This is a genomic window from Streptococcus sp. HMSC061E03, assembly GCF_001813505.1.
In the GTDB taxonomy this organism is placed as follows: Bacteria; Bacillota; Bacilli; order Lactobacillales; family Streptococcaceae; genus Streptococcus.
Window position 1 is genome coordinate 1,220,294 of sequence record NZ_KV812784.1, and the last position, 24,404, is coordinate 1,244,697.

Below are 24,404 nucleotides of genomic sequence, written 5' to 3' on the forward strand. Positions count from 1 at the left end.
ACCAGCTTCCCTATTTTTCACACTTCTCTAACCGTTCAATAAAGGAGCTAAGAAGTGCTTGGGGTTCCCCTTCATTTGGATAGGCATAACTAATATAGAAGACTGTTTTTTCCTCTTCAACCAGCGGAATTTTGACAAGATTTGGATATTCTGGAAAGAGAGTCAGATCGGTCATAAGACCAATTCCCAAATTTTCTTCGATGAACACAAATCCTATTTAGGATACAACAAAAGAGGCTGGGACAAAAGTCCTAGCCTCTCTATTGTTTTTGGATTGTCGAGCAAGACGCAGTTGTTGAGTGGGCTCTAATACGCTGATTTCATCAGCTTATACAGGCCTACTCAACTGTGCGGAGGTGGAACGACGAAATCGAATTCTAACGAATGACCGATTTCTGTCCCACTCTCTTTATTCTTTAGGAGGCTTTTGTATCCTATTTTTGATAGGTTTTCACGACCCAATCGACCCCTTCATCTGCCGTGAGAGTATAGACGGGATTCTCAGTCGTTTCATAAAAAGTCATGGAGAGAGTTTTGCCATCCACGAATACTTCGATGGAGTTGGTATCGCGAATGATCGAAAAATGATGATCCTTTTCAGTATCCAACTGAATCCATCTCGATTGAAATGCTGGATTTTCTTTTCCAGAAATGGGGTACCCAAATTGGTCTCGACTTAAGCTAAAGCGTTTTCGAGAGGCGTCATAAACCAATTGCAAGACACTATCAGGATCAGTTTCATCGCCATAACCAAGGATAAAGGAGCGACCCGGTTTGGCATCTAGTTCAAACAAGGTTTGTTTCCCTTTAGCTGAGATTATGATCTGATTGCCCTTAACAATGGTTTCTAGAAAATTCTCTACAAGAAAGTGTTCTTTCACTGACTCAGGTAACTCCTGAACCAATCGTCCGTCTTTCAAGGACAATTTTCTTGGAAGAGTCATACTACCTGCCCACCCATGAGCTAAATCATGACTGGGGATAGACCGGTGCCACATTTGCATCCAAGCAACCATGTAGCGTTCGCCATTTGGTCCTTGACAAGTTTGAGGGGCATAGAAATCCAAACCACCATCGATTTCATCATAGGAATCGACACGAAAATGCCCCGTTTCCCAATTCATGTCACCGATAAAGGTAACCGTCGAATTTAAGTTCCAGTATTTTTCTTGCTGCCTTTCCATTTCAATGGGAGACAAAATCAAGACCCATTTGCCATCTAAAGGGAAGAAATCAGGACACTCCCACATAATCCCTTGCCCTTTTTCACCTTCTAGAAGGACTGATGTAAAGGTCCAATCTACTAGATTACTTGATGCAAATAGGAAAATTTGACCTCTTTCGTCTGGTGTCTTAGAAGCAACGACAGCGTAATAGTTTCCTTGATATTCAAATACTTTAGGATCACGAAAATCTGCAATATCTGCGATCCCCTCAATATGTTGAGCATGGATCACAGGATTAGTAGGCAACTTTTCAAAGGTAATGCCATCTGTCGACACCGCAAGACACTGCGTCTCTTCTCGCTTTTCCTCATCGTCTACATGACCAGTATAAAGCAAATAGAGCTTGTCATCTTTCACAATAGCACTACCCGAGAAACAACCATCCTTATCATAGCTTTCACTTGGTGCTAAAGCTACTGGCAGTTCTTCCCAATGGAGAAGATCTTTTGATTTGGCATGCCCCCAATGCATGGGACCCCAAACACTATCATAGGGATAGAATTGGTAAAACAAATGGTATTCCCCACGGAAATAAACAAAACCATTTGGATCGTTCATCCAGCCGATAGGAGGTAGCAAATGAAATGCCCCTCTATATTGCTGGTCAACCTTCTCCCTGTTTTCATCGATATACTGATTTGCTTTTCGAATGCTTTCCTTCATTTTTTTACCTATTTTCTATTTTCAGTGCTGACAACCTGATCTTGGTCACTCCATTTCTTCATCCATTTGGGGATTTCTTGGCTGATGGTTGTCGGCAGAACCACATAGGCCTCCTTGCTCAAGTCCTCAGCAATGGCTGAATGAAGATAAGTCGCAACCACCACGCGCTCATAGAGACTGACCTGTGGAAATTGACTCACAAATCCTGCGATCATCCCTGCCAAGGTATCCCCCATTCCACCTGTGGCTTGATAGGGACCACCAACATCTAGCTGATAGCCCTCTTCTTGCCCACTTGTCCAAATGCGGGTGTGAGGCCCTTTTTCTACAATGACAGTCCCTTGAGGAAAGTTCTGTACTGCTCTTCGACTCTTGCCTTCTGTCTGGCTTGCTAGATCAAGCCCTGACAGTTTTTCCCATTCTTTTTGATGAGGGGTAAAGACCAACTGAGCCTCTGGCAGGTCAAACTGAGAGGCTGTAAAAAGACTGATAGCTCCTCCATCTAATATCAAGACCTGCTGGCTAGAGACTTGTTCAAAAATCATGTGCAAGATTGCTTGGTTTTCTCTTGCTTCCTTTAAGCCCGGTCCTACGAGAATCACGCTAGCTTTTTGGAGTTGCTCACAAAGGAGTTCGTGATCTGCCAAATCAAAGCCCATGGCTTCAGGAAGATGGCTATGAAGGGCTGTCAGATTATCAGGATCTGTTGCGACAGTAACCAGCCCCGCACCACTATGAACCGCAGCAAGCGCCGCCATAATAATAGCTCCTCCATAGGGGTAAGTCCCCCCAATCAAGAGCAGGCGACCAAAATCTCCCTTATAAGAATTTGCCTTTCGCTTTGCAATAACACGTTGGATCTCTTCTTTCTGAATTGTTCTCATACCTTCCTCATTTCTAGCGAAAAAGGAGAAGCCACGACTCCCCCTCCTTCTTTTATTTTCCTCTGAATTCTGCAAAGACTTGCAAGATCTTAGCAGCCACAGCTTGTGGTTGATTTTGTTTGGCTACCAATTGATCATCCGCATAAGGCCGAAGGGCTGGAAAATCACCAATTTGAACTGCATAAAGAGCTTTTTCAAAGAGCTCGATATCATTTTGATCATTGCCAAAAGCCACGAAATTCTCTCCGCAGAGTTCTTCTACTGTTGTCGCTTTATGCGTGTCTGCTGGATTGAGATAGATGCATTTTTCATGCGCATGATAGCGGATATGGGCCTTATCTGTCTTTTCGATCCGCTCGATAATCTCATCCACGAGCTCCTCATGGCCACCCATATAGATCACGACCTTAATCGGATCTGTCAGCTCCTCTAATGAACGATACTGGGCTTTCTTGAGGGGATCTACATTAGCAACAAAGGGAATCTTTTCCAAAATCTGTCCGCTATAATCAAAGGTATCATCCACAAAAAATGGTAGATTGTAATGGCGACAAAAGCCAAGGACTTCCCGATACACATCCTTGTCCAATTGGTCCTCATATACTAATTGCCCCTGACGATAGGCCAATCCACCATTTAAACCAATCACGAGTTGCTGACTCAATGGGTCCCCTAAAAGGCCCAAGCAGTCCCGGTAAGAACGTGCAGAAGCAAAGGCAACTTCATGGCCAAATTCTTCTGCTCTCAATAAGACCTGTTTGATTTCATCATCGATTGTGACACCATCGAATGACAGGGTTCCATCTAAATCAAATACAAACTTCATCTTGTTCACACTTTCATTTTTTTAAGGCACGAACAGCTGCTTCGTAGGTCTGCTCCATCAGCATGGTGACGGTCATAGGCCCAACCCCTCCTGGTACCGGGGTAATATGACTGGCCAAAGGGGCAACGGAGTCAAAATCGACATCCCCACACAATTTGCCATTCTCATCGCGATTCATTCCGACGTCAATAACGACGGCGCCTTCTTTCACGAAGTCTGCTGTTACAAATTTCGCACGACCGATTGCAACAACCAAGATATCTGCTCTTCTAGCAATTTTAGGCAGATGATGGGTCCGAGAATGGGTCAAGGTTACCGTCGCATTTTTAGCGAGGAGCAACTGCGCCATTGGTTTTCCAACGATATTGGAACGACCAATCACGACTGCTCTCTTCCCTTCTAGATCAATCCCGTACTCTTTGAACATCTCCATGATACCAGCGGGAGTCGATGGCACCATGAGAGGATTTCCAGCCCACAAGCGTCCCATATTCAATGGATGAAAGCCATCCACATCTTTTGTCGGATCAATCGCTAAAAGTACTGCATCCGCATCGATATGCTTAGGCAGTGGCAACTGCACTAAAATCCCATGCCAAAGGGGATCTTGATTGTAGTGTTCGATCACTTCTAATAATTCAGCTTGGCTAATACTTTCAGGAAGTCGTCTCACTTCACTCCGAAAGCCTGCCGCAATAGCAGAACGCTCTTTATTTCTTACATAGATTTTGCTAGCTGGATTATCTCCTACCACGATTACAACGAGACCAGGCACAACCCCTGTCTCTTCTTTTAATCGTACTGTTTTCTTCGCAATCTCACCCTGTAATTTTGTAGCGAGCGCCTTCCCATCAATGATTGTCGTCATGTCAATTCTCTTTCTAGTCAAGTAATGAAAATAGTCCTCTCTATTATAGCAGATTTCAACTCTCAAACCTAACTGTTCCTAATTAGAATTTCTTATAGACGAAAACTATAGCCAGATGGACAAAAAATGAGCTTGAGACCACCCCAAACTCATCCACACAGCTGCTTAGTAAAGCAATTCATAAATTTCCATTGCAATTAAATCAATGCTATCAAATGTATAGGTTTCACGCGCTTCAACATCACGAAGTGTAAAGGTTGAACCTTCTTCTTCATTGTGGTTGTAGGCTACTTCAGCGACAACAACACCGTCACGTTCAAAATTACGTTTCAAGTTTCCACCGTCTTTTGTCATCGTCTCCAAACGGTTGATAATCCGTACTAAATGTGATTCCATTTTATTTCTCCTCTTTACTTTCTACTCTCCTATTTTATCATAAAAGAGAAAGCTCTTCCAATAAAAATTCACATTTTTCCATTGATTTGCTCTCTTCTTCACTCCTTAGCGACATTCCGTAGCAAATTCTTGCAAACTTCTAGAATACTGATATAATGAAACTATAAATCTTTGACTATTTTTGACCTTTCAAAAATAGGCTCGTCTCTTGATGGAAAACCATCAAAAACCTACTGTGAGGTATGTATATGCTTTGTCAAAATTGTAAAATAAATGAATCAACCATCCATTTATATACAAATGTAAATGGACGTCAGCAGCAAGTAGACCTCTGTCAAAATTGCTATAAAATTATGAAAACAGACCCAAATAACAGCTTCTTGAAAGGCATGACCCAACGGAGCCAACTCACTGGAGATCCTTTTGAAGATTTCTTCAATAACCTTGGAAACTTCCAAAGTCCGCAAGAACCTCAAACCCCTCCAACTCAATCCGGAGGCAGTTATGGAGGTGGCGGCTACGGCCAAAACAATAACCGTGGTGGTGGTCAAGACCCCCGTCAAGCACGCCCTCAAAAGCCAAAAGGACTGTTAGAAGAGTTCGGCATCAATGTCACAGAAATTGCCCGCAAAGGGGATATTGACCCTGTCATTGGCCGTGACGAGGAGATTATCCGTGTCATCGAAATCCTCAACCGTCGAACCAAGAACAATCCGGTTCTGATTGGAGAGCCTGGGGTCGGAAAAACTGCTGTTGTGGAAGGCCTGGCTCAAAAAATCGTCGATGGCGACGTTCCTCATAAATTGCAAGGAAAAGAAGTCATCCGCCTAGATGTCGTGAGCCTCGTTCAGGGCACAGGCATTCGTGGTCAATTCGAAGAACGCATGCAAAAATTAATGGATGAAATTCGTCAACGCGAAGATGTTATTCTGTTTATCGACGAAATCCATGAAATTGTTGGCGCAGGATCAGCTGGCGAAGGCAATATGGACGCTGGAAATATCCTTAAACCAGCCTTAGCGCGCGGAGAACTCCAATTAGTCGGTGCTACTACCCTCAATGAATACCGTATCATTGAAAAAGATGCGGCCTTAGAACGTCGGATGCAGCCCGTTAAGGTCGATGAACCAACGGTTGAAGAAACCATCACCATCCTCAAGGGCATCCAGAAAAAATACGAAGACTACCACCACGTCCACTATACAGACGGGGCCATTGAAGCGGCAGCTATTCTTTCAAACCGCTATATCCAAGATCGCTTCCTGCCAGACAAGGCCATTGATTTGTTGGATGAAGCAGGGTCTAAGATGAACCTAACCCTAAACTTTGTGGATCCAAAAGTGATCGACCAGCGCTTGATTGAAGCGGAAAATCTCAAAGCTCAAGCGACACGCGAAGAAGACTTTGAAAAAGCAGCCTACTTCCGCGATCAAATCGCGAAATATAAGGAAATGCAGGGTCAACATGTCACCGATCAGGAAACCCCTGTCATCAGTGAAAAAACTATTGAACACATCATTGAACAAAAGACCAATATTCCTGTTGGCGATTTGAAAGAAAAAGAACAGTCTCAATTGATCAATCTGGCTTCTGATTTGAAAGCTCATGTGATCGGTCAAGATGATGCAGTAGATAAAATCGCGAAAGCCATTCGACGCAATCGTGTCGGCCTAGGATCTCCAAATCGACCAATCGGAAGCTTCCTTTTTGTCGGACCAACCGGTGTCGGAAAGACCGAATTGTCTAAACAATTGGCGATCGAGCTCTTTGGCTCTGCAGATAATATGATCCGCTTTGATATGAGCGAATACATGGAAAAACATAGCGTAGCGAAACTAGTCGGAGCTCCTCCAGGCTATGTTGGCTACGATGAAGCTGGACAACTAACGGAAAAGGTCCGTCGCAATCCTTACTCTCTCGTGTTGTTAGATGAAGTGGAAAAAGCCCATCCAGATGTCATGCACATGTTCTTGCAAGTCTTGGATGATGGCCGTTTGACAGATGGTCAAGGCCGTACCGTTAGCTTCAAAGATACCATTATCATCATGACCTCTAATGCTGGAACTGGCAAAGCTGAGGCCAATGTTGGTTTTGGAGCCGCTCGCGAAGGTCGCACCAACTCCGTACTTGGAGAACTCGGTAACTTCTTTAGCCCTGAATTCATGAACCGTTTTGATGGCATCATTGAATTCCAACCTCTATCAAAAGAAAATCTTCTCCAAATCGTTACCCTTATGCTGGATGAAGTCAATCAACGTCTCGCACAAAATGAGATTCATCTGGATGTGACAGAGAAGGTCAAAGAAAAATTGGTCGATCTAGGATACGATCCAAAAATGGGGGCCCGCCCACTCCGTCGTACCATCCAAGACCATATCGAAGATGCTATTACCGATTATTACCTGGAACATCCAAGTGAGAAACAACTCAAAGCCGTCATGACCAGCAATGGGAATATTAGCATCAAAGCTGTTCACAAGACGGCTGAAAAGAAGTCAGAAGAATAATCAGTAAAGGTACATTCAGAGAGTGGGACAGAAATCGGTAATTCGTTAGAATTCGATTCCGTCGTTCCACCTCCGCACAGTTGAGTAGGGCTGTATAAGCTGATGAAATCAGCGTATTAGAGCCCACTCAACCACTGCGTCTTGCTCTACAATCCAAAAATAATTGAGAGGCTAGGACTTTTGTCCCACTCTCTTTCTTTTTTCCCTCCAGATTTTTGCTAAAAAATATGATATAATGATGAAAAAATAAGAAAAGAGAAAACCATGACCATTCCAAGTTTTGGTGAAAAAAAACAAGATGTGACCTACGTCAATCGCTATGGTGTCTACGCTGTTATTCCCAATAAGGACAAGGATCAGATCATCCTCGTTCAAGCTCCAAATGGGGCTTGGTTCTTACCTGGCGGGGAAATCGAGGCAGGTGAAGATCACTTGCAAGCTCTGAAACGGGAACTGATCGAAGAATTAGGTTTTACCGCTGTTTTAGGACAATACTATGGCCAAGCAGATGAGTATTTCTATTCCAGTCATCGCGACACCTACTACTACAATCCTGCCTATATTTATGAAGTGGTAGACTATACAGAGGCTCAAAAACCACTGGAAGATTTTAACAGTCTTGCTTGGTTTCCTGTAGATGAAGCTATTGAAAAACTCAAACGTGGCAGTCACAAATGGGGCATTGAACAGTGGAAAAATACCCACAAAAAATAAAGGAATTCTTTCACAAATAATAAAAAAGTGCTATAATAAATGAAGATAGAGGTTAGGAGGAACTCATATGAAGCTCATTAATACCACAAATAGTCATGCTGTACTGGTCAAAAGCCAACTTGCCAGCACTGACGCCTTGCTTGTCGAGGTTTATTCCGCGGGCAATACCGATGTCGTTTTTACACAGGCCCCAACACACTATGAATTATTGATCAGTAACAAACACCGAGCTATTCGTGAAACTGAAGTAGAAAAAATTCGTGAGTTCTTTTTAAAACGTAAGATTGATCTTCAAATCATTGACCAATCCGCTATTAAAACCCTCTACTCCGATAAACTAATTGAAATTTCCTTTCCAATTACAAAGTAAGGCCAATTTGCCTTACTTTTTTTATTTCCTTAATTCATGAATCTCTACACTATTCTAGCCATTAAAAAAGAAGTTCCTTTATGGAACTTCTTTTAATGGCTTTTATTTAGCTTCAAATCCTTCTGCGACTGCGTCCGCAAAGTTCTCTTCGACGATGCTTGCACAGTGATCACAGATGGTTGCATGATAGTGGCGTTCAGCCGTTGTTGGGTCGATACGACGGCAACGATCACAAACTTCACCAGTGGCACGTTCAACTGTGAAGGCTACATCTTCAAAGGTCACTGCACCTTCTGGAGCTGAGCCTTCTGCGATGGTCAATTCAGAAACAATCAAGAGTTGAGCAACATTGCTATCAACAGCTCCAAGAAGTGTTTTCACGACTTCGTTTGGATAAACTGTCAAGTGAGCTTCAAGTGATTTACCAATCACTTTTTCATTCCGTGCTTCTTCCAAGGCCTTTTGCGCTTGACCACGGAAGTCCATGAAGGCTGACCATGTATCCAAGATTTCTTCTTGGTTGGCAAACGTTTCTGCTTCTGGCAATTCTGACAATTGAACGAAGTCTTCTGCTTCAAACTCAAGATAAGACCAGATTTCTTCAGCAGTGTGAGGAAGAATTGGAGTTAAGAGTTTCGTGATTTTCACAAGGATGTCATAGAAGACTGTTTGCATTTGACGGCGTTCTAGTGACTTAGCTCCTTCGATGTAAACAACATCCTTGGCAAAATCTAGGTAGAAGGCTGACAAGTCAACGTTGATAAAGTTAACAAGCGCCTTGTAGATCGTCAAGAACTCAAAGTTTTCATAAGCATCACGGATGGTCTTAACAAGCTGGTTAAAGCGAATGGTCATGTACTTGTCAACTGAACGAAGCTCGTCGTAAGCAACTGTATCCTCAGCAGGGTTAAAGTCAGAAGTGTTGGCAATCAAGAAACGAAGAGTATTCCGGATCTTACGGTAAGTCTCAGACACTTGGCTCAAGATATCCATTGAGATACGCACGTCATTACTTGAGTCTACACTGGTTACCCAGAGACGCAAGATTTCAGCACCAAATTGCTTTTCAACATCACTTGGAGCAATGGTATTTCCAAGAGATTTAGACATCTTCTCACCTTTACCATCCAAAGCAAAACCTTGAGACAAGATTTGTTTGTATGGTGCGACACCATGGTTGGCCACAGAAGTGATGAGAGATGAGTTGAACCAACCACGGTATTGGTCTGAACCTTCAAGGTAAAGATCAGCTGGGTATTTGAGTTCTGGACGATTAACCACAACCCCATTCCATGATGAACCTGAGTCAAACCAGACGTCCATGATATCTGTTTCTTTTGTAAATTCGCCATTCGGTGAACCCGGATGGGTAAATCCTTCTGGCAAGAGGTCTTTCGCTTCACGTTGCCACCAGATAATAGAACCATGCTCTTCAAAGAGTTGAGCCACATGTTCGATGGTTTCAGCTGTCATGATTGGTGTTCCGTCTTCTGCATAGAAGATTGGAAGAGGCACACCCCAGGCACGTTGACGAGAGATGACCCAGTCACCACGGTCACGAATCATGTTATAAAGACGCACTTTCCCCCATTCTGAGTGGAATTTCACTTTTTCAATTTCGTCCAAGATATCTTGACGGAATTTTGATACAGAAGCAAACCACTGTGGCACTGCACGCCAGATGATTGGTTTTTTCGTCCGCCAGTCAAATGGGTAGGAGTGAGAGATTTCTTCTTGAGCAAGGAGCAAATCACCAAGTTTTTCGATAACCGTTGGAACAACCTTGTCATAGAACTGACCTGCAAAGTCAGGGCCAGCATTCTCCATCATGATTCCTCGTTCGTTAACAGTAACAGCAACTTCGAGGCCATTGGCAATCCCTACATTGTAGTCATCCTCACCAAAACCAGGAGCGGTATGGACGATACCAGTACCTGAATCAAGGGTTACATGCTCACCAAGGATCACCAATTCATCCACTTCAGGATCCCATGGGTGTTCTGTAACGATATGGTTCAATTCTTTTCCTTGGTAAGTCGCAAGGACTTCAGCATTTTCCCAACCGAATTTTTCAGAAAGACTTGGCAAGAGCTCAGATGCTACGACATACTTGCGGTCAGATCCAGCAGGTTTCACTACGACATAATCAAACTCTGCTCCTACCGTCAATCCACGAGAAGCTGTAACCGTAAATGGAGTTGTTGTCCAGACAACGATGTAAGTGTCTGTATCTAGGATACCCTTACCATCTTTAACCTTGTTCGCATAATAAAGAGACGTTGATACCAAATCATGGTATTCAATCTCTGCTTCAGCGAGGGCTGATTCAGAAGACCAAGACCAGTAAACTGGCTTAGCTCCACGGTAGATATAGCCTTTATTGGCCATTTCACCAAAGACGCGAATTTGCGCTGCTTCATAGTCAGGCGTCAAGGTTACATAAGGATGATCCCAATCACCTGAAACACCTAAGCGTTTAAAGTCTTCGCGTTGTTTATCTACTTGAGAAAGCGCATATTCACGGCAGAGTTTCAAGTACTCAACCAAGTCCATTTCTTTGCGTTTCACACCTTGTTTAGCCAAGACTTGCTCAATTGGCAAACCATGGGTATCCCAACCTGGAATATAAGGGGCATAAAATCCTGACATAGACTTAGAACGAACAATGATATCTTTTGAGATCTTGTTCATGGCATGCCCTACGTGAATATTTCCGTTGGCATAGGGAGGTCCATCATGAAGTGTAAAATGCGGTTTTCCTTCATTCAACTCTTGACGGCGTTGATACAATTTTGCATCTTCCCATTCTTTTTGCCAAACTGGTTCTTTCGTTGGAAGACCAGCCCGCATTGGAAAGGCTGTTTTCCCAAGGTTCAATGTTTCTTTAAGTTTCATTGTGTCTCCTTATTGATTTAAAAAGCTATAAAAAAACACGAGCATCCTAAAAAGGACGATTGCTCGTGGTACCACCTTTGTTCGAGAAGTCGCAAGAGACTTTCTCCTCTCATCCCGTAACGAGGGAAACGTCCGTTCTTACTCAATAATTCAGAACGAATACTGTAAAAGGATCATCCATTAAGAGGGAGTGCAGATCTTCCACCATCATCTGCTCGCTAGACCTATCATTAATGGATCTGTTTTTACAAAAATTATAAAATATTGACAGATTCACGATTTGCATCATCTTCAGGTTGAACAGCTTCTTCAACCGCAACAACCTCCTCATTTTCATGACGAGCGTGCTCTGCTTCTTCTAAAGCGGATTGAACTTTTTCATTCAAACCTTCAAACGCTTGTGTCGCACCCAATTCTAAGTTAGCTGCTTCAATGCGTTTTTGCAATTCTTCGATTTCAGCTGGAGAGAATTGACGAGTCAAATCAATGTTCTCATCTTCTGCATGATGATGGTGAACAGATTCACCCAAAGCTTTCTCAACAATTTCACGGAAAGCTTCATCACTTGTTTGAATATACATAGCTGTTGGGCGAAGAATTTCATCCCATTCAGGCGTATCGATAATGCTCAATTGGCTTTCGATTGTTGATTTCAAACGTTGATGGAAGACGCGTGTCTTGTTCTTCAACTCCTCTGTTTCAACGGCAACCTTCTTGGCGTTATCCGTTGCATGACGAAGGATTTCATTTGCTTTTTGTTTTGCTTCATCTACTAAATGTTGTGCATCTTGTTCAGCTTGACGAACAATATTTTCAGAACGTTCGTTAGCTGCTTGTTTTACACGTTCAGCAGTATCTTGTGCAATCAAAACAGATTGACTCAATGAATCTTTCATTTCATCAAAATAGTTTAAGCGTTCTTCAAGAGCTTGAATTTTTGCTTCTTGATCATGATTTAAACGAACAAGATCTTCATAATCGCGAACAACGATATCTAGAAATTCTTCTACTTCGTTCGCATCATATCCTCTAAATTTAACGCCAAAAGTTTTATCTTTAATTTCTAAAGCAGTAAGAGCCATAACTCCTCCTCATTTTTTACTTAAGAGTACTTCAACAGTTACTTTATATTTTCCACTCTTTGAAATACCATTTTCAGAAACAATTTTAAGACGCCCAAAGCGTCGGACACTGACTAAATCATTCAAACTTACAGCATAGCTAACATTGGAAGTCGTCGCATAATTAACTTTCACCAAGCCAGAGCTAATCAACTGACTGGCTTGTGAGCGCGAAAGCCTGAAGGTCCCAGCAATCACCTTGTCTAACCGGAAACTCGACACGAGAATATCTCGCTGCTGGCTTTCTTCTTCTACAACAATCTGTTCAGATAGAGGAACTTCCCTAAGCTTAACAGGCACACAAGAAATTTTCTGGATGTGATCCATGAAATAGGGAACAAAACGCTGTTCAATAAAAACTTGGATCTTTCCTTCACTCGTTAGAATATCTCCAAAAGACTTGCGCTCCACTCCTAATTGGTGAACAATGGTCCCCAGAACCTGGGAATGGGTCAAGTGATGAAATTTGGAAGCATAGACCATCTCTATTAAGGCCAGATCAAAGTCACTTGGATCCAATTGATAATAATCCGGAGCCACAATGACCTTGGCATACTCCATTTTCTGCTCATCACTGGAAGCAAAGACCTGTAATTGATAGCTTGCCGCAACATTTCGTAAAATAGCGACCTGATGAGGGTTTAAAAAACCCGTCACTTCAACAGAATAGCGTTCAATTACTCTTTCTGACAATTCAATACAACGATCAATAAATTCGTGATCTTCGCGATTGAAATGTTGATAAATCTCTTTCTGTCCCATCGTATTCTAACCAATCAAAAATAGAAACAACCGAGCTAATAGCTGATTCATTAGGTTCAAGACCAAAAGTGCTACAAGAACCGTAAAATCCAAGCTTCCAACCTGCAAGGGTAACTTTCTAAAAAGGCTCAAAAATGGTTCAACTAGGCGGTGAACCATTTGTCCAAGAGTACTCTGAGGTGCCCCAGGGAACCAAGAAAGTAAGGCATAGATGACAAGAATGATGGAATAGATTTGAATGATATTTGAAAGATATTGAAAGATAATCATCTTAGCGATTACGTTTCATATCATAGTCGAATTCTGTCACTTCCACATCATTTGGAAGGCGAATATCTTCCACATTAACGACAACATTAATTGGAGTCAACAAGTACATGGTGCTTGCAACACGGCGAAGATTTCCTGCCAAAACATAACGAGCCCCATCCAAATAATCCAAACAACGACGGGCTTGTACCTCTGTCATATATTGGAAATCAATCAAGATACTCTCATTAGATAGTAATAGATCGACAATTTCAGTCGCTTCCTCGTATTTACGGGGATAGCGTACATCAATGGTAATCTTTTCATCTGTATTTGCACGATTAGCAGCCAATTCACGTTGACGTTCATGCAAGCGAGTGATATTTTCAGATGTATTTTTCGTTGTAGACATAGATTCCTTCACAGCTGCTGTAGATACAGGAGTTGTAACAGGTGCGACAGGAGTCGATTTTGGTTTTGGTTTTACCGGTTCTTTTTGACTAATCTGTGGACGTGGAGAAGTCACTTGAGGAGTTGGCTGTGGCTGTGGAACTGGCTGTGTTTCCGCACCAGCTGCTTTTGCCTCGCTAACTTCTACTTCTTCACCGTCTTCTGTGAAGTAGTCAATAAAGTTGTTAAATTTATCTTTTAATGACATAGTTCTTTCCTATTTAAAAAATGATGTCCCAATTCTAACATAAGTCGCTCCGTTCGCAATGGCTACTTCAAAGTCACGACTCATACCCATACTTAGTTCTGAAAAAGGCATATTTTTTAATTGTTTCTTTTCTAGTTGTTTCTGAAGTTGGTGAGTTTTTGAAAAAATATCCTGCAACTCTTCTTGACTAGCCTCAAAAGGAGCCATCGTCATTAAACCAACAATTTCAATTTTGTCCAGCTGTGCGATTTCCGCTAAAACATCATCCAGTTCATCGGGTGCAAATCCATGCTTACTTTCTTCCCCAGAAATGTTCACTTGGAGGAAACACTTGATCGGGTGTTCTGCTCGCTTTTGAATTTCTTGAGCTAGTTTTACCGAATCCAAGGCATGAAAGTAATCAACGAGATTGATCACGTCTTTTACTTTTCGCCGTTGGAGGCTCCCAATCAAGTGCCAAGTGAGATCATAGTCTTTTAGAGCTTGATACTTTTCTAGGAATTTATCAACACGATTTTCACCGATATGTTGGATACCTGTTTTTACCAGTGCTTCTGTTGTTGCAACATCTACATACTTGGTGACAGCTATCACATTAACTTGATCTTGGCGGTTAGCTTTGTTTCTTGCTGTTTCTACTTGTTGCCGTACAAGATCAGCATTCTCTACCAGATTCATGATTAACGATTCCGGAAGAATGGTGGTGTTTCCAATTCATCATCATCTGAAGATGAATCTACATAACGATCAACTTGATGTGTTGATGTTGGTTCAGTTTGGCGAACGATATTCTCACGGCGAATATCCCAATCACCAAAAGCTGAGCCACGGTTTGGTTCTACCGCTGGACGACTTGGAGTTGTTGGCAATTCAACATCTTGTTTCAAATCAAATTCACGGTCAAATGGTGCCGTTTGTGGGCGTTGTTCACGTGGTCCTGTTTTATAAGGACGTTGTGAGGAAGCAATCCCGCTGACGCGTTCTACCTTGTCTTGACGGACACCGGTTGCAACAACCGTCACGCGGATTTCATCTTTAAGAGATTCATCAATAGATGTACCCAACCAGATGTTCACTCCGTGACCTGCAGCTTGGTTCACAATTTCTGAAGCTTCTTCAGCTTCGATCAATGTCATATCCAAACCACCTGTTACGTTGACGATCACGTCTTCAGCACCGTCAATGGTTGTTTCAAGAAGTGGAGAGTAAATTGCTTTACGAGCTGCTTCGATCACACGTTCTTCACCACTACCAACACCAATACCCATGAGGGCATTCCCTTTGTTTTCCATAACAGTCTTCACGTCTGCAAAGTCAAGGTTGATCAATCCAGGACTTGTGATCAAGTCAGTGATCCCTTGAACACCTTGACGAAGAACGTTGTCAGCTTCACTCAACGCTTCAAGAAGCGGTGTCTTCTTGTCCACAATTTCAAGCAAGTTGTTATTAGAAATAATCAACAATGTATCTACATGTTCGCGAAGTTCATTAATCCCTTCAATAGCGAAGTTCCCACGTTTTGAACCTTCAAACCCGAATGGACGAGTAACAACTGCTACTGTCAAAGCACCAACTGCTTTAGCAATACGAGCGATGACTGGTGCAGCACCTGTACCAGATCCTCCACCCATCCCTGCAGTGATGAAGACCATGTCTGCACCTTGCAAAGCTTCTGTTAACACTTCTTCGCTTTCTTCAGCTGCCTTGCGACCAACTTCAGGTTGACCTCCAGCACCCAATCCACGAGTCAATTTTGGACCCAATTGGATAACTGTTTCAGCTTTTGCACTTGAAAGTGCTTGAACATCTGTATTAGCTGCGATGAATTCTACACCGGCAACGCCTTCGTCAATCATACGATTGATGGCGTTACCGCCACCGCCACCGACACCGATTACTTTAATTACTGCACCTTGTGCCGCTGCTGTGTCAAATGAAAATGTCATAAATACTTACACTCCTTAATCAAACATATTACCGATCAAATTTTTCATTCGGTCTGTGAATGTAGTTTTTGGTTCTTGTTTGCTATCATTACTTGCTGCTGGAATTTCTTGAGCATCCACTGGAGATTCAATCTTCTCAGCATTGTACGCAGGTACTACCGGTTGTGCTGGAGCAGCAGGTTGTGGTTGTACTTGTGGTTGCACAGGTCGATCAAATTGAATCGGTTGTTGACGCAAGACTTCGTCTCCACGAACCGCAGCTTGAGCAATAATATCCACATCTGTCAAATTGCCTGCATATTCAGACAAACTAATCACATGGGCAAAAGCTGGATTGCGAATTCCAATTTGATTTGGAACAAACAATTTCACATTTACACCAAAGACTTCTTGAGCCAATTCTTCAACACCAGGAAGGATTGCGCCTCCACCGATAATCACAACACCACCAGGAAGATCCAACAAATGTCTTCTCTCAAGGTCTTGCTTAATTTGCTCAAAGATGTGTTTGATACGTGCCGAAATGATTTCAGCCAAATACTTCTCAGTCACTTCAACTGGCTCAACTTCACCAATAACTTCTACATGGAATACTTCGTTTCCAGCAGATGGCACATAGGCTTCACCGTAGTTGAACTTCAAACCTTCTGCCAATTTTTGAGAAGTCTTCAAAACTTTAGAAATATCTTTGGTCACGTAATCGCCACCTTCTTGGTAGATATTTGTAAATTGAAGTTCTTGGCTACGAACAGATGCCACTGTGGTTTGGCCACCACCCATATCAATCACTGTTGCTCCGAATTCACGTTCGCCTTCGTTCAAGACTGTTTTGATCATCGCAAGTGGGGAAATGATGATGTTTTCTACTTGTAAGCCTGCACGTTCAACTGTTTTACGCAAATTGTGCAAGATTGTACGAGGTCCTGTATAAAGAAGACCACGCATTTCAAGTCGGATCCCCATCATTCCGCGTGGATCACGGATTCCTTGGAAACCATCTACTGTGAATTCTTCAGGAATGAAGGTGATCACTTCACGATCCGGTGTCATACTTTTTGTGAGTGCAGATTTGACAACATTTTCAACATCTGCATCTGTGATTTCTTTTGAATCACTTGTGACTGGAATCATTCCTTGAGTCGCTTCGATTTGTAGTAAGTTTGCAGGCAACCCAACATTGACTAGATTGATTGAAATCCCTGCTTTTTCTTCAGCTTGGCTGATTGCAGTTTTAATTGCATTTGAAGCAGCTTCGATATCTACTATAATTCCATCTTTGACGCCAGCACTTTTTGCATTGCTGACTCCAATTACATTCATTTCTCCATTGACATGTTCTGCCACCAATACTTTTATTGAACTAGTACCGATATCTAAACCTGTAAAAAAGCCGTCTCTAGCCATTACACCAGTCCTCTCTCTTTATTTGTTTTCACTTTACATCTATTTATAGCCCTTTTAGTTGGAACTATCCAAACTTCATTATATCACAAAGAAGCCTAAAATGGACATTTTTTCTTCAATTATTTGAGATAATTTATGGGCTTTGCTCATTACCAGAAGAATTTTCGCCTTCTGGATTCTGTTCTTGGCTGGCTTCCTCAGAATGTTCTTCTTGCTTTTCTGTACTTTCAGCCTTTTCTTTTTCAGCTTGCTCTTTGGCATCTGCGATGGATTGTTCGCTATAGCTGAAGACTCCAGCCTCCATATCAATGGTGGAATCATCGTCTAATTGCTTACTAATGGCCTTATAATAAGGAAGCTTGCGGGTAATTTGGGAAACAGGGACCAAGATTTTATTATCATTTTTCATGGTAATGGTCACTAGATCCTTCGTAACCTTGCTTGGTGTCAGATCAACCGAAACAATTTTATCCGTAATGGAAGGCGAAATGGATTTCATTTCTTGGACGAATTGTCTGACTAATTCCCTATCTGAGAATTTCAAGCTAATATAGGAGGATGGTAAGTCCGAAGCAGGCGTTACTGTCTCAACTACTTCTCCGTTTTCCAATACTGGATAGTGGTCTTCTCCCGTCACATAATAAGCAACCACTTTGTGTTCCACTACATTAACTTTAAAGGTCACTGGAAATTGATAATGCATGTGCACTTCTTTGATCCATGGACTAGCTGTTTTTATGTTTTGTTCATAGACCGACTTATGAAGGAAGGTCGTCAGAGTATAATCTTCTTCTTTAATACGGCTTTTTTCATACAATTTTTGCTGGTCAACCGCTTTATTCCCTGAAAATTCAATCACTTTCTGTGTAGACAAGGGACTTAAAAAATAGATCGAGAGAAGGGCGACAATCGAGCTGATTCCGATAACCGGAAGGGCACGATAGATATGGCGTTTTGCCACTGTCGGTTCCTTCTTTGTTTTTTTCGTCTTTAAGCGTTCAAAAAACGAAGGCTTTTTCTCTTGCTTCTCTGAAGGATCTAGCTCCTCTACAGCCGGACCGTTCTCTTCTCTTTCTGAACTTTCTCCATCCGCATCTGGATCCTCTTCGACCTCAGATTCATTTTCCTCTTCAGAATCTTCTATTTCTTCTTCAGATTCTTCCTCTGAGATAGAAGCCGATTCATTTTCTGAAAGATCTTCGTCTTCTTGTGCTTCTTTGCTTTCAGTTTCCTCTGTTTCAGCTTCTTCCGCTTTTTCAAGCGCCTTTTTTTCTAAATATTCTTTGTTTCTTTTTTGCCAGGCTGACAATTCTGTAATTTTGTCATCCGTTGGTGTTTTTTTATTGTCGTCCGTCATCTTTTCCCTTACTGATATCTTTTTGAAGCAGGCCATAAAAATCGTCTAGTGAAAGGAGTTCTGTCGATTTTTCCATTGCTTGGTGGTAAACTTGGCTTTGCTTCAACATTTCTTGAATGGTTTCATTAAAGGTTTCGAGGGTCAATTGATCTTCCTGCAATTGCTCTGCATAACCTTTATCCACAAAATATTGGGCATTTTCAATCTGATCGCCACGACTGGCTTCTTTTCCAAGCGGCACAATCAAATGGAGTTTGTTCATAGCCAAGAGTTCAAATAAGGTATTGGCTCCACCCCTAGTCACCACTAAATCAGCCTTCTGGAGCATAGGCAAATACTGATCGGTTACATAATCCACTCGATACAAGCCCCCCTCAGCCTGATTCAATGTTGAATCGCCCGTCAAATTGATGATATTGTAGTGCTGCAAGAGCTCTGCTTGATACTCTGTCACAAATTCATTAAAGACACGCGCACCGGCTGATCCTCCGACAAAGAGAAGGGTCGGCAACTCTTTTCGGAAACCTTTTGTTTTTTCTTCTAAAACTTCTGAAGTCGGCGGAATATGATCTGTGACTTTGGTTACCGCACCGATATGTTCACTCTTTGTCAAACCATGTGCTTGCTCAAAAGTCGTGTACATCTTGGTAGCAAATTTATAAGCAATTTTATTGGCCAATCCCATCGAGAGATCCGACTCATGGATATAGACAGGAACACGAGTGAGACGAGCCGCGATCACTGGTGGCACCGAGACAAATCCCCCTTTTGAGAAGAGAACTTGTGGACGCACACGGAGCAGAATCGCTATGGATTGGAGTGTTCCCCAAGCTACCTTGAAAACATCCATCATATTTTGGAAAGAGAAATAGCGTCGCAATTTCCCTGTTGCAATCGAATGGAATCGTACCTCTAATCCAGACTTTTTGATCTCTTGGTATTCGATTCCTTTTTTGTCCCCAATATAATGAACTTCCCATCCATCTTCGATAAATTTTGGAATCAAGAGGAGATTAAGGGTCACATGTCCCACGGTTCCCCCACCAGTAAACATTATTTTTTTCATTTTATTTCAACCCTTTTACTGTAGCAAGGAATTCATCCCCACGCACTTCAAAATTCGGATACATATCCCAGCTGGCATTGGCAGGACTTAAGAGCACAACATCTCCAGGGCTAGCCAAGTCGAAGGCTTTCTTTGCAGCATCTGCCACATCTGTCGCATCGACATAAGGGACGCCTGCTTTATCGGCTGCGCGTTTCACTCGTGGAGCTGATTCCCCGAGAATCACCATTTCCTTTAGACCAGCAATGTGGGGTACCAATTCATCAAATTCATTGCCACGATCGAGCCCTCCTGCAATCAAGATAACCTTGCTGTTATCAAAACCAGAAAGAGCTTTTTGTGTCGCTAAAATATTGGTCGATTTACTGTCATTGTAGAATTTGACACCTTGAATCTCATCCACATATTGTAGACGGTGTTTTACACCCCCGAAGGCTGACAAGGTTTCTTTAATGACCTCATTCTCTACTCCCCGGACTTTTGCAACAGCAATCGTTGCCAAGGCATTTTCTACATTGTGGCTTCCTGGAACACCCAGTTCATCCGCACGCATGACAGCTTCTCCCTTAAACTTGAGAAGTCCATCTTCCAAATAAGCACCGTCCACTTTTTCGATTGTAGAAAATGGAAGGACCCTTGCCTTGGTTTTTGTAGCCAGTTCCTTAGCCAGGTCTTGGTTGAAGTTTAACACAATGACATCTTTTTCTGTCATATTCTTTTGAAGATTCCATTTGGCAGCTACATAATTTTCAAAAGAACCATGGTAGTCGATATGGGTTGGCATGAGGTTGGTAATCACTGCAATCTCTGGATGGAAGGCTTCAATGCCCATCAATTGGAAAGAAGACAATTCCATGACCAGAACTTCTTTTTCTGTCGCTGTTTGTGCGACTTGGCTGGCTGGAAAGCCGATATTCCCAGACAATAGACCACCTTGGCCAGCAGCCGTCAAGACTTCCCCGATCATGGTTGTCGTCGTCGTTTTTCCGTTTGATCCTGTAATCCCAATAATTGGCGCATCCGAAATCAGATAGGCCAATTCCACTTCAGTGAGGACTGGAATGCCCTTTTCAAGCGCTTTTTCGACCATCGGATTCGTATAAGGGATTCCTGGATTTTTGACCATGACTGCAAAGTCTTCATCCAACAACTCCAGAGGGTGACCTCCTGTCACAACTTTAATCCCTTCTTCCAGTAAACTTTGTGCTGCTGGATTTTCTTCAAAAGGTTTGCCATCATTGACGGTCACAATCGCTCCTAAGCGATCCAACAAACGGGCAGCTGACTCGCCTGACTTAGCCAAACCTAATACAAGAACCTTTTTATTTTCAAATTGTTTCACAAATTTCATGATTTCTTCGCTCCATTTTTATCACTCTCTATTTTACCTTTTTTTAGCAAAATTAAAAAGCCCAAAGGGCTTTAAAAATCACGTCACCGTTTATTTTTTCTGTTTGGTCGTCATTTTGGAAATATCTACCAAAGCCAGGTAGCCAACAAAGGCTAGAAAGGCACCGACAAAAAACTCGGACGGTAGTTGGAATATCTGAAAAATGGCTAGACAAGCAAGAACGATAAAAGAGACGATCAAGACCACCATTGTGACACTGTTTAAGGTACCACGAATACTCTTTGGGGTCATAAAAAGGTAAAAAAGGAGAATCAAAATCCCTAAGATAAAATAGACCATTTTGTTTCTCCTTTCTTTTCGTATTATTCAGCAGCTGCTGATTTTTTCTTTTTATTTGCTTTTTCGCGTTCTGCTTTATTCAAGATCTGTTTACGCAAACGGATAGATTCAGGTGTTACTTCCATGTACTCATCGTCGTTCAAGAACTCAAGAGATTCTTCCAAGGTCAAGATACGAGGAGTCTTGATAACCGCTGTTTGGTCCTTGGTAGCTGAACGGACGTTGGTCATTTGTTTTGCTTTCGTAATGTTGACAGTCAAGTCGTTCTCACGAGAGTTTTCCCCAATGATCATTCCTTCGTAAACTTCTGTACCTGGATTGACAAAGATCGTACCACGTTCTTCAATAGACATGATCGAGTATGTCGTTGCTTTTCCGTTATCGATGGAAACAAGAGCACCACGGTGACGTCCACCAATTTCTCCTGGAATCACTGGCAAGTATTGGTCAAAGGTGTGGTTCATGATTCCGTAACCACGTGTCATTGACAAGAACTCTGTTGAGTATCCAATCAACCCACGCGCTGGAACAAGGAAGACCAAACGAGTTTGACCGTTACCAGTTGCGACCATATCCAACATTTCACCTTTACGTTCAGAAAGGCTTTGGATAACAGATCCTTGGTATTCTTCTGGTGTGTCGATTTGTACGCGCTCAAATGGTTCACATTTGACACCATCAATTTCCTTGATGATAACTTCTGGACGAGATACTTGCAATTCGTATCCTTCACGACGCATGGTTTCAATCAAGATAGACAAGTGCAATTCCCCACGTCCTGAAACTGTCCATTTATCAGGTGAGTCCGTCGGGTCAACACGAAGAGAGACGTCTGTTTGCAATTCTGCTTGCAAGCGTTCTTCGACCTTACGAGAGGTCACCCATTTCCCTTCCCGACCTGCAAATGGTGAGTTGTTGACCAAGAAGGTCATTTGAAGGGTTGGCTCATCGATGTGAAGGATTGGAAGTGCTTCTACTGCGTCAGTTGGTGTGATGGTTTCTCCAACGAAGATATCTTCCATACCAGAAATAGCGATCAAGTCACCAGCTTTAGCTTCTTGAATCTCGCGACGTTCCAAACCAAAGAAACCAAAGAGTTTGGTCACACGGAAGTTTTTAGTTGTACCATCCAGTTTAGAAAGGGTAACTTGGTCCCCAACCTTAACTGTACCACGGAAGACACGTCCGATACCGATACGACCAACGAAGTCATTGTAGTCAAGAAGAGACACTTGGAATTGAAGGGGCTCATCTGAGTTATCAACTGGAGCTGGGATGTGATCAATAATGGTATCAAAGATCGGTGCCATAGTTTTTTCTTGATCTGCTGGATCATCTGACAAGGATGATGTTCCGTTGATCGCTGATGCATAAACAACTGGGAAGTCAAGCTGGTCATCATCCGCACCTAGCTCGATGAAGAGTTCCAAGACTTCGTCTACTACTTCTGCTGGACGAGCAGATGGCTTATCGATTTTATTAACTACAACGATCGGCACAAGGTCTTGTTCCAAGGCTTTTTTCAATACGAAACGAGTCTGAGGCATAGTTCCTTCGTAGGCATCTACGACCAATACAACCCCGTCAACCATTTTCATGATCCGTTCCACTTCTCCACCGAAGTCCGCGTGTCCTGGTGTGTCCATGATATTGATCCGAGTTCCGTTATAAGCAACGGCTGTATTTTTAGCAAGAATGGTAATCCCACGTTCTTTTTCAAGATCGTTTGAGTCCATTGCACGTTCTTGCAATTCTTTACGTTCATCCAAGGTGTGCGATTGTTTCAACAATTCGTCTACCAAGGTTGTTTTACCATGGTCAACGTGGGCAATGATCGCAACGTTACGAATATCTTCTCTTAATTTTGTCATGATTTCCTCTATATAATTTTAAATAATATTTCTAACTGAACAATTATACCACAGTCCCGTTTAAAAAACACAGTTCAGCTAGTTGTAAATGTTTTCATCCTCATTTCTTTTCTCCGACTCGATTTCCTTTTCATTTCATGATACACTGATGATAAGAATTTCAGAAAAAGAGGCTCCCATGAGATTAGATCAATTGATGGCAGACCATCATTACGCTCGCAAAGACATCAAACAACTTCTGGCCCGAAGGCAAATCTTGGTCGATCACCTACCAGCTAAAAAACTGTCACAAAACATCGACCCTGGACTCCAAGAGATTCAAATAGGGGAACGGCTCATTCAGGAACCGCGTCACCACTACTACATGCTCCATAAACCAATTGGAGCCGTGACTGCCAAAAGAGATGCCCAGCATCCAACAGTAATCGATCTGGTAGATCCCCAACAAGAATATCCAGATCTTTATCCGCTTGGTCGCCTCGATCGCGATACCAGTGGTCTGCTCCTCATCACAGATAATGGGCCCCTTGGTTTTCAACTTCTACATCCTCAATATCATGTGGATAAAACTTATCAAGTTGAAGTCAATGGACCGCTCTATGCAGCCCACATCGAGCAATTTCAGAATGGGATTTCATTCAAAGATGGCCCCATCTGTAAGCCTGCTTCCTTAACCATTCTAGAAAGTAGCCCTAGCTACAGCAAGGCCCAGGTCCGAATCTCAGAAGGAAAATACCACCAAGTGAAAAAGATGTTCTTAGCCATTGGCGTCAAAGTAATGACCTTAAAACGCTTGTCTTTTGGTCCCTTCACCTTGGATCCTCAGTTAGCCCCTGGCGAAAGCCGGCCTTTGAATGAAGTGGAGCTCACCTGGGTCAAAGATTCCCTTGAAAAAACGAGATAAAAAGAGGCTGGGACAAAAGTCCTAGCC

23 protein-coding genes are annotated in these 24,404 nt (G+C 42.5%); 4 read left to right on the plus strand and 19 right to left on the minus strand.

Translation table 11 applies throughout. The annotated features are described in order from the left end of the window. Window positions 1-10 precede the first annotated feature (10 nt). The 6 genes from HMPREF2917_RS06155 to HMPREF2917_RS06180 form a co-directional block, all read right to left on the minus strand. Window positions 11-208, minus strand: coding sequence for a type 2 periplasmic-binding domain-containing protein (locus HMPREF2917_RS06155; RefSeq protein WP_070589596.1), 198 nt, complete (start codon window positions 206-208; stop codon window positions 11-13). Between the two features lie 226 nt (window positions 209-434). Beyond that, window positions 435-1,889 carry a glycoside hydrolase family 32 protein gene (locus HMPREF2917_RS06160; RefSeq protein WP_070589598.1) on the minus strand — a complete coding sequence of 485 codons (1,455 nt, stop codon included), beginning with the start codon at window positions 1,887-1,889 and terminating at the stop codon, window positions 435-437. 8 nt (window positions 1,890-1,897) lie between these two features. After that, entirely contained in the window at window positions 1,898-2,773 is an 876-nt protein-coding gene (locus HMPREF2917_RS06165; RefSeq protein ID WP_070589600.1) for an NAD(P)H-hydrate dehydratase, read from the minus strand. Window positions 2,774-2,825: 52 nt separating this feature from the next. After that, window positions 2,826-3,599 carry an HAD-IIB family hydrolase gene (locus tag HMPREF2917_RS06170; RefSeq protein ID WP_070589602.1) on the minus strand — a complete coding sequence of 258 codons (774 nt, stop codon included), beginning with the start codon at window positions 3,597-3,599 and terminating at the stop codon, window positions 2,826-2,828. Window positions 3,600-3,612: 13 nt separating this feature from the next. Further along, on the minus strand, window positions 3,613-4,467 hold the full coding sequence (locus HMPREF2917_RS06175; RefSeq protein ID WP_070589604.1) for a bifunctional methylenetetrahydrofolate dehydrogenase/methenyltetrahydrofolate cyclohydrolase: 855 nt from the start codon (window positions 4,465-4,467) through the stop codon (window positions 3,613-3,615). Window positions 4,468-4,632: 165 nt separating this feature from the next. Then, a complete protein-coding gene (locus HMPREF2917_RS06180; protein ID WP_003005989.1) occupies window positions 4,633-4,863 on the minus strand; it encodes a DUF1797 family protein in 231 nt (76 codons plus the stop codon). 248 nt (window positions 4,864-5,111) lie between these two features. Here HMPREF2917_RS06180 and HMPREF2917_RS06185 point away from each other — a divergent pair, with 248 nt between their 5' ends. From HMPREF2917_RS06185 to HMPREF2917_RS06195, 3 genes are all read left to right on the plus strand, one after another. Further along, window positions 5,112-7,370 (plus strand): ATP-dependent Clp protease ATP-binding subunit, encoded by a 2,259-nt coding sequence (locus tag HMPREF2917_RS06185; RefSeq protein ID WP_070589606.1) that lies wholly within the window; start codon window positions 5,112-5,114, stop codon window positions 7,368-7,370. 264 nt (window positions 7,371-7,634) lie between these two features. Further along, entirely contained in the window at window positions 7,635-8,084 is a 450-nt protein-coding gene (locus HMPREF2917_RS06190; RefSeq protein WP_070589607.1) for an NUDIX hydrolase, read from the plus strand. Window positions 8,085-8,151: 67 nt separating this feature from the next. Continuing rightward, complete coding sequence (locus tag HMPREF2917_RS06195) at window positions 8,152-8,454, plus strand: DUF1827 family protein (RefSeq protein ID WP_049485812.1); 303 nt, start codon at window positions 8,152-8,154, stop codon at window positions 8,452-8,454. A gap of 102 nt (window positions 8,455-8,556) precedes the next feature. Here HMPREF2917_RS06195 and ileS read toward each other — a convergent pair whose 3' ends face one another. From ileS to typA, 13 genes are all read right to left on the minus strand, one after another. Beyond that, complete coding sequence (gene ileS / locus HMPREF2917_RS06200) at window positions 8,557-11,349, minus strand: isoleucine--tRNA ligase (RefSeq protein ID WP_070589609.1); 2,793 nt, start codon at window positions 11,347-11,349, stop codon at window positions 8,557-8,559. Window positions 11,350-11,603: 254 nt separating this feature from the next. Beyond that, entirely contained in the window at window positions 11,604-12,431 is an 828-nt protein-coding gene (locus HMPREF2917_RS06205) for a DivIVA domain-containing protein (protein ID WP_070589611.1), read from the minus strand. A gap of 9 nt (window positions 12,432-12,440) precedes the next feature. Next, a complete protein-coding gene (locus HMPREF2917_RS06210) occupies window positions 12,441-13,232 on the minus strand; it encodes a YlmH family RNA-binding protein (RefSeq protein WP_070589613.1) in 792 nt (263 codons plus the stop codon). 6 nt (window positions 13,233-13,238) lie between these two features. Next, a complete protein-coding gene (locus HMPREF2917_RS06215) occupies window positions 13,239-13,502 on the minus strand; it encodes a YggT family protein (protein ID WP_070589614.1) in 264 nt (87 codons plus the stop codon). A 1-nt stretch (window position 13,503) separates the two neighbouring features. Then, window positions 13,504-14,139, minus strand: a complete 636-nt coding sequence (locus HMPREF2917_RS06220) for a cell division protein SepF (RefSeq protein WP_070589616.1) — start codon at window positions 14,137-14,139, stop codon at window positions 13,504-13,506. A gap of 9 nt (window positions 14,140-14,148) precedes the next feature. After that, window positions 14,149-14,817 carry a YggS family pyridoxal phosphate-dependent enzyme gene (locus tag HMPREF2917_RS06225; protein WP_070589618.1) on the minus strand — a complete coding sequence of 223 codons (669 nt, stop codon included), beginning with the start codon at window positions 14,815-14,817 and terminating at the stop codon, window positions 14,149-14,151. A 2-nt stretch (window positions 14,818-14,819) separates the two neighbouring features. Continuing rightward, entirely contained in the window at window positions 14,820-16,085 is a 1,266-nt protein-coding gene (ftsZ, locus tag HMPREF2917_RS06230; RefSeq protein ID WP_049474213.1) for a cell division protein FtsZ, read from the minus strand. A 15-nt stretch (window positions 16,086-16,100) separates the two neighbouring features. Then, on the minus strand, window positions 16,101-17,489 hold the full coding sequence (gene ftsA, locus HMPREF2917_RS06235) for a cell division protein FtsA (protein ID WP_070589620.1): 1,389 nt from the start codon (window positions 17,487-17,489) through the stop codon (window positions 16,101-16,103). Between the two features lie 133 nt (window positions 17,490-17,622). After that, window positions 17,623-18,846, minus strand: a complete 1,224-nt coding sequence (locus HMPREF2917_RS06240; protein WP_070589622.1) for a cell division protein FtsQ/DivIB — start codon at window positions 18,844-18,846, stop codon at window positions 17,623-17,625. Beyond that, complete coding sequence (locus HMPREF2917_RS06245; RefSeq protein ID WP_070589624.1) at window positions 18,830-19,912, minus strand: UDP-N-acetylglucosamine--N-acetylmuramyl-(pentapeptide) pyrophosphoryl-undecaprenol N-acetylglucosamine transferase; 1,083 nt, start codon at window positions 19,910-19,912, stop codon at window positions 18,830-18,832. The genes HMPREF2917_RS06240 and HMPREF2917_RS06245 overlap by 17 nt, the downstream gene beginning before the upstream one ends. A gap of 1 nt (window position 19,913) precedes the next feature. Further along, window positions 19,914-21,263, minus strand: coding sequence for a UDP-N-acetylmuramoyl-L-alanine--D-glutamate ligase (gene murD, locus HMPREF2917_RS06250; RefSeq protein ID WP_070589626.1), 1,350 nt, complete (start codon window positions 21,261-21,263; stop codon window positions 19,914-19,916). A 90-nt stretch (window positions 21,264-21,353) separates the two neighbouring features. Further along, on the minus strand, window positions 21,354-21,602 hold the full coding sequence (locus tag HMPREF2917_RS06255; RefSeq protein ID WP_049507003.1) for a DUF3165 family protein: 249 nt from the start codon (window positions 21,600-21,602) through the stop codon (window positions 21,354-21,356). Window positions 21,603-21,625: 23 nt separating this feature from the next. After that, a complete protein-coding gene (gene typA, locus HMPREF2917_RS06260; protein WP_070589628.1) occupies window positions 21,626-23,473 on the minus strand; it encodes a translational GTPase TypA in 1,848 nt (615 codons plus the stop codon). A 178-nt stretch (window positions 23,474-23,651) separates the two neighbouring features. On the opposite strand from typA, the gene HMPREF2917_RS06265 reads away from it, so the two are divergent. Then, a complete protein-coding gene (locus tag HMPREF2917_RS06265; RefSeq protein ID WP_070589630.1) occupies window positions 23,652-24,377 on the plus strand; it encodes a 16S rRNA pseudouridine(516) synthase in 726 nt (241 codons plus the stop codon). The last annotated feature ends 27 nt before the right edge of the window (window positions 24,378-24,404 follow it).